At 51.9% G+C, this 7716-nt stretch carries 7 protein-coding genes and 1 pseudogene; 1 reads left to right on the top strand and 7 read right to left on the bottom strand.

Annotation, left to right across the window (positions count from 1 at the left end; genetic code table 11):
- Positions 1-525: 525 nt before the first annotated feature.
- From FYJ62_RS09880 to FYJ62_RS09870, 3 genes are all read right to left on the bottom strand, one after another.
- Positions 526-1143 carry a TetR/AcrR family transcriptional regulator gene (locus FYJ62_RS09880; RefSeq protein ID WP_154549514.1) on the bottom strand — a complete coding sequence of 206 codons (618 nt, stop codon included), beginning with the start codon at positions 1141-1143 and terminating at the stop codon, positions 526-528.
- Between the two features lie 3 nt (positions 1144-1146).
- Entirely contained in the window at positions 1147-3150 is a 2004-nt protein-coding gene (locus FYJ62_RS09875) for an ABC transporter ATP-binding protein/permease (protein ID WP_154549513.1), read from the bottom strand.
- 236 nt (positions 3151-3386) lie between these two features.
- Complete coding sequence (locus tag FYJ62_RS09870) at positions 3387-3779, bottom strand: iron-sulfur cluster biosynthesis family protein (RefSeq protein ID WP_154549512.1); 393 nt, start codon at positions 3777-3779, stop codon at positions 3387-3389.
- Between the two features lie 174 nt (positions 3780-3953).
- On the opposite strand from FYJ62_RS09870, the gene FYJ62_RS09865 reads away from it, so the two are divergent.
- Entirely contained in the window at positions 3954-4184 is a 231-nt protein-coding gene (locus tag FYJ62_RS09865) for a hypothetical protein (protein ID WP_154549511.1), read from the top strand.
- Positions 4185-4401: 217 nt separating this feature from the next.
- Here the strand turns inward: FYJ62_RS09865 and dltD are convergent, their stop codons facing one another.
- The 4 genes and pseudogenes from dltD to FYJ62_RS09845 form a co-directional block, all read right to left on the bottom strand.
- The gene (gene dltD / locus FYJ62_RS09860; protein ID WP_154549510.1) at positions 4402-5691 is read right to left on the bottom strand and encodes a D-alanyl-lipoteichoic acid biosynthesis protein DltD; all 1290 of its coding nucleotides are present in this window, start codon (positions 5689-5691) and stop codon (positions 4402-4404) included.
- Complete coding sequence (gene dltC / locus FYJ62_RS09855) at positions 5681-5923, bottom strand: D-alanine--poly(phosphoribitol) ligase subunit DltC (RefSeq protein ID WP_154549509.1); 243 nt, start codon at positions 5921-5923, stop codon at positions 5681-5683. The genes dltD and dltC overlap by 11 nt, the downstream gene beginning before the upstream one ends.
- A gap of 66 nt (positions 5924-5989) precedes the next feature.
- Positions 5990-7222: a D-alanyl-lipoteichoic acid biosynthesis protein DltB gene (dltB, locus tag FYJ62_RS09850; protein ID WP_326832035.1), complete on the bottom strand. Its 1233-nt coding sequence runs from the start codon at positions 7220-7222 to the stop codon at positions 5990-5992.
- Positions 7219-7587, bottom strand: a pseudogene (locus FYJ62_RS09845) (D-alanine--poly(phosphoribitol) ligase subunit DltA); the annotation flags it as partial. The pseudogene FYJ62_RS09845 and the gene dltB, both read right to left, overlap by 4 nt.
- Positions 7588-7716: the final 129 nt, after the last annotated feature.

Raw genomic sequence — 7716 nt, 5'->3', positions numbered from 1 at the left:
TCTTTTTAATCTGCTCCAGATTATTGCTTGCGAATTGACTTCGCTTATTTGTTTGGATTCAAGTAAACTTGAACCCGCACACTGCGAAACTTTGTTCAGTTTTCAAAGTACCAACCGTTGCTTGCCTCTCGGCGACGCAACGTTTTATATGTTAGCAAGATGATAAATCTTTGTCAACATCTTTTTTAAGATTTTGTTTCCTCAGGAAAGCGCTTCGGTTTTCCCTCGCGAACAAATAATACTTTACCTTTTTTTAATTGGTTCGTCAAATTTGCTTTTTTGTCCGGATTATCATGTGAACGCGGGGAAGCGTTGTTATTTTGGCAATCGTTTGATTTGGCTTTTTGGACTTAATTTAAGTCTGAATGACCTTTTTAAAGAAATTTTAGTTCGTTTTCAGCCCTTTTTTGCTTGAAAAAATTCGCGATTTTTTTGAAAAAAATATCAAAAAAATGAGCCAGAAAATAAATTCCTGACTCATTCGCAAGCTGCTTGCGTTAAATTACGGTACTTATTCTTAATCTGCTACTCTGCCTTTTTAAAACCGTGCTCCAGATAGCCGATCCGCCGGTCCAAAAGCTGATCCAGCTGGCCCAAGTCGACCTTCTCCCCGGCTTCATAGCTCTTGACCCCGGCAGAAATGACGCTGACATAGGTCATGAACAGTTCCTGGACCAGGTACTTTACGTCCGCCTCGGGGATTGCCAGCTTTTCGGCGGCCTGCTTGGTCTCTTCCGGACTGAGCAGCTCCTTGTCGGCTTGGCGATGCGCGTGCGGCATCTGCCGGCGGGACATCGCGTCCATCATCCGGTAAAAGAATTCCGCGTCCTTCCCATAGAAGATCTCCTTCAGCCACACCGGCAAAACGGTCCGGCTGGCTTGAAACAGGTCGTAGTCGGCTTTCCAGACTGCATCCTTTAACTGCTTCAGCAAGCGGAAGGCAATCCGGTGACACAAAAAGCCATATAGATCCGCTTTATCATCAAAATACTGGTAAAAGCTGCCGCGGGGAATCCCAGCCAGCTTGATGACCTGATTGATTGAGGCTTCCTCGTAGCTGGTGTGGTAAAACACTTCTTTAGCCGCGTCGATGACGCGCTTTCTTTTTTCCGCCGGCAGGTTGAAAAAAGTCTGCTTTGGCATGAGCTATTCCTTCCGCAGGGCGTCAACTGGATCCAGCTTGGAAGCATGGTTGGATGGCAGGATGCCGGCAATCATGCTGATAACCACGCTGACGACCACCCCGGTCAAAGCGTATTGCGGGGTCAAGGTTACGACGGCTGCCTTGAAGGCCGAAATGGTGTAATGGTTGATGGCCAGGCTGAGCAGCCAGGTCAAAAGCACCCCGACGATCCCAGAGCCCAGACCGATCAAGAAGGCTTCGCTGGAGAAGATCCGGCGGATGTCCTTGCGGCGGGCGCCCAGAGCCTTCATGACCCCGATTTCCTGGGTTCTTTCAACAACGGAAATGTTCAAGACGACCAGGATCATGATCGCGGAAACGACCAGGGAAACTGCAGCAATCGCCGTCAAGACGTAGGTCAAAACGGACAGGATGCTGTCAAACATCTGGGTCATCTGCTCCTGCATGGAGCCAGCAAAGCCCAGGTCCTTGGCCTTGGTCTTGATTGCTTCCGTGTACTTCTGCTCACTGGAAGTCAGGTAGACCACGTTTGGCTTCAAGGTCAGCCCGTTGTCCTTAAACAGCTGCTTCAGGTCGGAATATGGCAGCAGGATCGTGCTCATGCTGCCGCTATTGCCGGCTTGCTCATAGGTGCCTACGACCTTGACCTTCTTGTCGATCGTTTTCGTGCCCAGCTGCAGGTGGGCTTTGATGGTCTTGCCAATCATGTGCTTGCCCAGGGTCTCAGCCGTCCCGTTGTCGATCATGACCTCGTCCTTGCCAGCTTTTGGCAAGCGGCCATGCTTGATTTCCGACTTGGCGATGGCATCGTTGACCGTCTTCAAGTAGATCAAGGTCGCCCGCTTTTTCTTATAGCTGATCTGGTTGGTCCCCAGGGAAATGGCGGTATAGCCCTTCTGCAGCTTCTTGACGTGCTTGATCCGCTTCAGCTTGCGCAGGTCTTTGCTGCTAAAAGAATTCGTAGCACTGGTCCCGGACAGGGAGTTCATGTTCTCCTGCTGCTGCTTGGCCAGGGCGGCTGAATCGCCTTTTTGCACATCCTGCATCTTCTTTTGCTGCATCTTTTGCGATGAGGTCTTCTGAATTTCAGCCACCAGCGGGTTAGAGTAGGTGTTCATCTGTCCGCTGACATAAGAGGTAACCCCCTTGCCCAGGCTGAGCATCAGGATCACGGACATGATCCCGATCCCCATGCCCGTAGCCACCAGGGCGTTTCGCCCAAACTTGGCCTTCATGTTCTTGAAAGCCAGCTTGATGGCCTTCCACAGGCTCATGTTGTGGACCACGATATTCTCTCGGTCAATCTGCTGGTGCTCGATCGGCTTTTGCTCATGGTCGTCCACGATCTGCCCGCGGTCGATGCGCAGAACCCGGCTGCAGTGCGCGGCAACTTTTTCCGAGTGGGTGACCATCAAGACCAGCTTGCCTTCAACGGCAATGTCCCGGATCATGTCCAGGATGACATCGGTCGTTTCCGCGTCCAAGGCACCAGTTGGCTCATCGGCGATAATCACGTCTGGGTCGTTGACCAAAGCCCGGGCAATGGCTACCCGCTGCTTCTGCCCGCCGGAAAGCTGGTCCGGCTTCTTGTACATGTGCTCTTCCAGACCAACCTGCTTGAGCAGGTCCTTGGCCCGCTGACGGCGGAAATCTTCACCGACGTTGGACAGGGTCATGGCGATCGACACGTTGTCGATCAAGTCCAAGTGCGGGATCAGGTTGAAGTTTTGAAAAATAAAGCCAATGCTCTTCTTGTGGTAATTGACCATTTCCTTGGTCGAGAAGTCGCGCAGGTTCTTCCCCTCGTAGAGAATTTCCCCTTCAAAATCCGAGTCCAGGCCACCGATGGTGTTCATCAGGGTGGACTTGCCGGAACCGGATTCGCCGACAATGGCGACCATTTCCCCGGCATTGAATTTGGCGCTGACCCCGTGCAGGGCTTCAAACCGCCCCCCGCCGGGCATCTTGTAGAACTTCTTGACGTTCTTGAGTTCCAATACTGGCAAAGTTCTTACCTCCGTAATCAATGATATGACACCGTGTCATATGACATGCTGTCATATTACTCCTCTTCCTGGCCCTGGTCAATCATTCGCGAAAAAATTTAAACACTTGTAGGCAAATTGTCATTAAGTTGCGAAGTTGGAGACTTTTCCCACACTCTCAGCCACACAAAAAACCAAGGCCCGTTGGCCTTGGCTTGGAGAGATGTTAAAAAATATTATTGTTGATTTGTTTGACTTTAGCAGCTGACCCCGTTTTTGACTTGTTCGGCAGTCAGCGCGCTTGGCACGTAGCGGTTGATCTTCACCGCGCTGTCAATCAGGCCTGAGTCCCCTGACAGCGACAGCATCCCGTACTTGGCGCCGACGCTCAGGTTATCGTCCAAAAAGCCCATTTCTGCTTCCGCGGTGTACAAATCCAGCCCCAAGTCGTTGGCAAGCTTGATGTTGTAGCTTGGGTCCTTTTCATCAAGCAAGACGAATTGGAAGCTGGCACCGATCGTGCAAGTCCCGCCTTGGAGAGAATACTGGTTGGACCCGTCGTTGAGGGCCAGCAGGACGACCTTCCGGTCCCCCAGTTTGCTGGTCAAAGCCGCCGCTGCTTCCGGACTAAAAGTAATTTTTACAGTCATGGTCATGTCCTCCGTATTGAAAAATTCTGGATTTCCATCCGTTCATATCTTTAGTTTACTTACTTTTTGTCACAAAGACCTTGATCTAGATCAATTTTTAGCAAAAAAGTCGTCATGTTAGCCACGCCGGCGGTCATGATATAATTAACGCAACAAGAGAATGGAGGCATCACCATGGCAAAACACAAATGCAAACTCAACGATGATCTTGAAGCCTTAACCCGCGAGTACATGGAAAAGACCGACACCGACTTGGATACGGTCATCAACGCGGCATTGCGGGCCTACCTGCTCAAGAAGATGAAGAAGAGCGAAATCACCCGGGTTCTCAGCGAAAGCGACGCCACTGAAGGCCGGATCGATCAGTTCCTGAACGCCAGCTTCGACCAGTGGATCGATGGCTAAGAAACGCCGCCACGCTAAAAGGCAGTCTCCAATCTGGAGACTGCCTTTATTTTTTTACAAAAAAGCCTGATTCCACCAACATCGGAATCAGGCTCTCACAGTGCATGTCAAAGCAAACCACAGATAAGCGATATTTTGCTACCGAAGAAAAATATCAGCTAGAGCAATGACATAGTTAAAGTATATCCTCTTCTGGGTTCGGAGGCAAATCAGGATCTTATTTGCTGCGCAATCTGGCCAGAACCTGCTTGTTGGTCAGGCTGGTTGCCGGCACCTGCTTGCGCTCACGCCATCCCCGGGTGTAGTAGTAGTCATCCAGGTAGTAGCTTGGCGCCACGTACTTCTTGGCCATGAAAGGCCGCACGGCCTGGTCCATGGTCAGCCAGCCGTTCCAGCCCAAGTGGATGGTGTCTTCCATGAAGTACTTCTTGCCGCCGTCCTTGGTCAGGTCGATGATGTTGGTGAAGCCCTGGGAAGTCATTTGATACTTCATCTTGGCCGTGGCTTCCTCATACATCTTCTGCGACAGGCCCGTGTACTTGCGCCACTTAGCGTTGACTGGCGGAATGATGAACAGAACCTGGGTCCGGTCTTGGGCAAACTGGTCCAGCATCAGTTCAAAGTCAGAATATTCCGGCGACTCAATGTAGTCGAACTTCTTCTGGCTGCCCTTCAGCTTGCGCAGCAAGCGGGCATTCAGCCGGCGCTTGTAGAAGCTGTCCCGGATCCCAAAGCGGTTGGACTTGGTGTTCTGAGCCGCCTCTTTTTCCGAAGCTGCCTTCAAGCCTGCATAAGAGTAGGTCTTTGGCAGCTTGGCCCCCTGTTGCTTGATCTTTGGCAGGCGGTCGCGCAATTGCAGGGAAGTGAAAAAGGTGTCTTCATTAGCCAGCATCCGGCGCCGCCAGATCAGCAGCGCCCGCTGGGTCTTCGAGACTGGCAGGCCCGCGGCCACGCGCAGGGCGGCATTGTAGATCAAATGGCTGTCCTTGACGCTTGGCATCTGCAATAGGCGTCTAGCCGCGTAACGGTCTTCTTCGGTATCCTGGGCCTTCAGCAGGAAGTCAGCCGCGTGCAGCGGTGAATAATAGATCGTGAAGGCGGATGGATCTTGCCCTTCAGCGGTGAACCACTGAGGAGAAATGATCATGACGGCCTTCTTGGACGCGGCCCCTTGCATCCCCAAGTACTGCGACAGCGACTGGCTGCCTGGTCCCCCTAGCAGGAAGGGCATGTAGTCCCGCTTGTACTTGGTCGCCAGAACCGTTGGGTGCATGTTGTCAAAACGGGACAGCTCACTGGACCCATAAAAAGGCACGTAGCCCTGCTTATAGGCCTTCTGCCGCATGGTCTTGCCTTTAAAGACGGTCGCTGTCTGGGAAGCGGCGGCCTGGTAGAGACTGCCGGCAGAGAAGGTCCGCTCCCATGGAATGGACAGCAGGCCGACCGCCAGCAGGGCGGCACAGATGACTGGCCCGAAAATCAGCCAGAGTTGCTTACTATTCTTCATCTTGCAGCTGCTTTACCTGTTCAATCAGCTTGTTTGGCGTGTTCCAGTCGTCACGGTTGAATTCGGAAACGGGAACGGTAATGTCAAAAGTCTCTTGCAAGGTCAGCAGCATCTGCACCGTTGACATGGAGTCCATAATCCCGCTTTCGTAGAGTTCTTGGTCCATGTTGTCGGAGAAGTCTTCGCCAGTAGAATCTTTCAAAATTTCAACAATTTGTTCTTTGATATCCATAATATTCCTCTTTCTCTATTTTCTTTTTTGACTTATCGCTAACATTATACTTTAAAAAGTCTTCCCCTACTTGCCCAAAGGCACGTTGAACCACAAATTGTTCAAGAAGCCCGAGAAGATCAGGAAGCTGAGGCAGACCGCGTTGAAGGTCACGAAAATGGCCACGGCTTCCGTGAACCGAGTGTGCTTGACCAGCTTGTGCTTCTTCTTGAAGCGGAGCCAGATGTCGTTGATGATGATGGCCAGGGCGTGGTAGAGACCATAGACGATATAGTACCAGGTCAAGCCGTGCCAGACGGCCATCACCATGAAGTTGACCAGGTAGGCTACATGGGACAGGCGGATCCGGTTCTTGATCAAGCGCTTCTTCATCGCGAAGAAGGTAAAGCGCATGAAGATAAAGTCTCTGAACCAGAAGGACAAGGTCATGTGCCAGCGGTTCCAGAATTCCTTGATATTGTGAGCGGCAAAAGGCTTGTTGAAGTTCATCGGCGTGTGAATCCCCATGAAATAGGAGATGGACACAGCAAACAAGGAGTAGCCCGCAAAGTCAAAGAACAGGTACATGGAGTAGCAGTACATGACGCCCAGCAGCCACCAGGACAGGTGCAAGAAGTTCCCCTTCCCCATCGTGATGGCTTGAAGCTTCAGGTACGGCAGCAGCTGGCTGCCGAAGTACCAGCCCAACAGGAACTTGTACAAAAAACCCTGGAACAGGTATCTGACCGCGTAGCCCAGGTCCTTGATGTAGTCCTCCCGGCTCGGCGCCTTGTCAAAGTCCTTGGCAAAGCGGCGGTAGCGGTCGATTGGGCCGCTGGAGATGGTCGGGAAGAACAGCAGGAAGCGGACGTACATGACCGGATCGACTTTCTTGATCGTCCCGTCGCGCAATTCCATGACCACCTGAACCGTCTTGAAGGTCAGGTAGGAAATGCCCAAGAAACCCAGGTCAAGCCCCGGCTTGTGGGGGACGACCGGCCAGATTTTTACCGCGGCTACGGGCAGGATGGCCAGAATCACGGCCAGGCAGAAGACCCAGGTCTTGTTGCCCTTCCCTGTCTTTCGCCGGTAATGCTGGTAGGCAAAGGTCACCAGGAATTGGTAGACGATGTAGCAGATCAGGGTTACCCCTTGAACCCACTTGTCAGCGTCAAAGATCAGGAAGATGAAAGCCAAGGAAACGATGGCTTCATAAGTCTTGAACCGCTTGCCAAAATACAGGCCAATGATCAGCGGCAGCAGGGCCAGCAGCAGGTAGATAAAGTATTGCGGATTTTCGTAAGGCTGCAGATTGATCACGCTCTGTTAACCTCCTTGATGACCGCTTTGATGTCCACCTTACCGTTTTGGGAGATTGGCAGGGCATCTTGGTAGATGTAGCGCTGCGGAATCATGTACGGCATGACGTCCTTTTCCAGGCCCTCCCGGATCATCTTGGTCAAAGCGCCTTCGGTGTACTTGCGGGCCACGCCCGAGTTGAGCTCAATCACGGCCACCAGTTGCTTGATGGTGTGGTCCTTCTTGTAGATTGGCGCGGCCACGGCGTGGCGGACGATCGGCAGCTGACTCATGTAGAAGTTGATTTCTTCCAGCTCGATCCGGTAGCCGTTGAACTTGATCTGGAAGCCGATCCGCCCCTTGTAGAAGAGGACGTCCCCGTCAAAGTGTAAGCGCCCAATATCGCGGTATATTAAAATCCCATCCTAGCAATGCTAAGATGGGATTAATCAGTTTATGGGACTTCACTTACAGTGTAGCTGAACATTCTCAGCCCATGGTAAATAGGCTTCCAG

Origin of the sequence: Lactobacillus porci (assembly GCF_009695985.1) — a bacterium.
GTDB lineage: Bacteria > Bacillota > Bacilli > Lactobacillales > Lactobacillaceae > Lactobacillus > Lactobacillus absianus.
This window is presented reverse-complemented; position numbering and strand designations above follow the sequence as displayed.

Coding starts and splice junctions, on each gene's coding strand:
- FYJ62_RS09865 (WP_154549511.1), top strand. CDS start 3,954: ATGGCAAAACACAAATGCAAACTCAACGATGATCTTGAAGCCTTAACC.
- dltC (WP_154549509.1), bottom strand. CDS start 5,923: ATGGATATCAAAGAACAAATTGTTGAAATTTTGAAAGATTCTACTGGC.
- FYJ62_RS09870 (WP_154549512.1), bottom strand. CDS start 3,779: ATGACTGTAAAAATTACTTTTAGTCCGGAAGCAGCGGCGGCTTTGACC.
- FYJ62_RS09880 (WP_154549514.1), bottom strand. CDS start 1,143: ATGCCAAAGCAGACTTTTTTCAACCTGCCGGCGGAAAAAAGAAAGCGC.
- dltD (WP_154549510.1), bottom strand. CDS start 5,691: ATGAAGAATAGTAAGCAACTCTGGCTGATTTTCGGGCCAGTCATCTGT.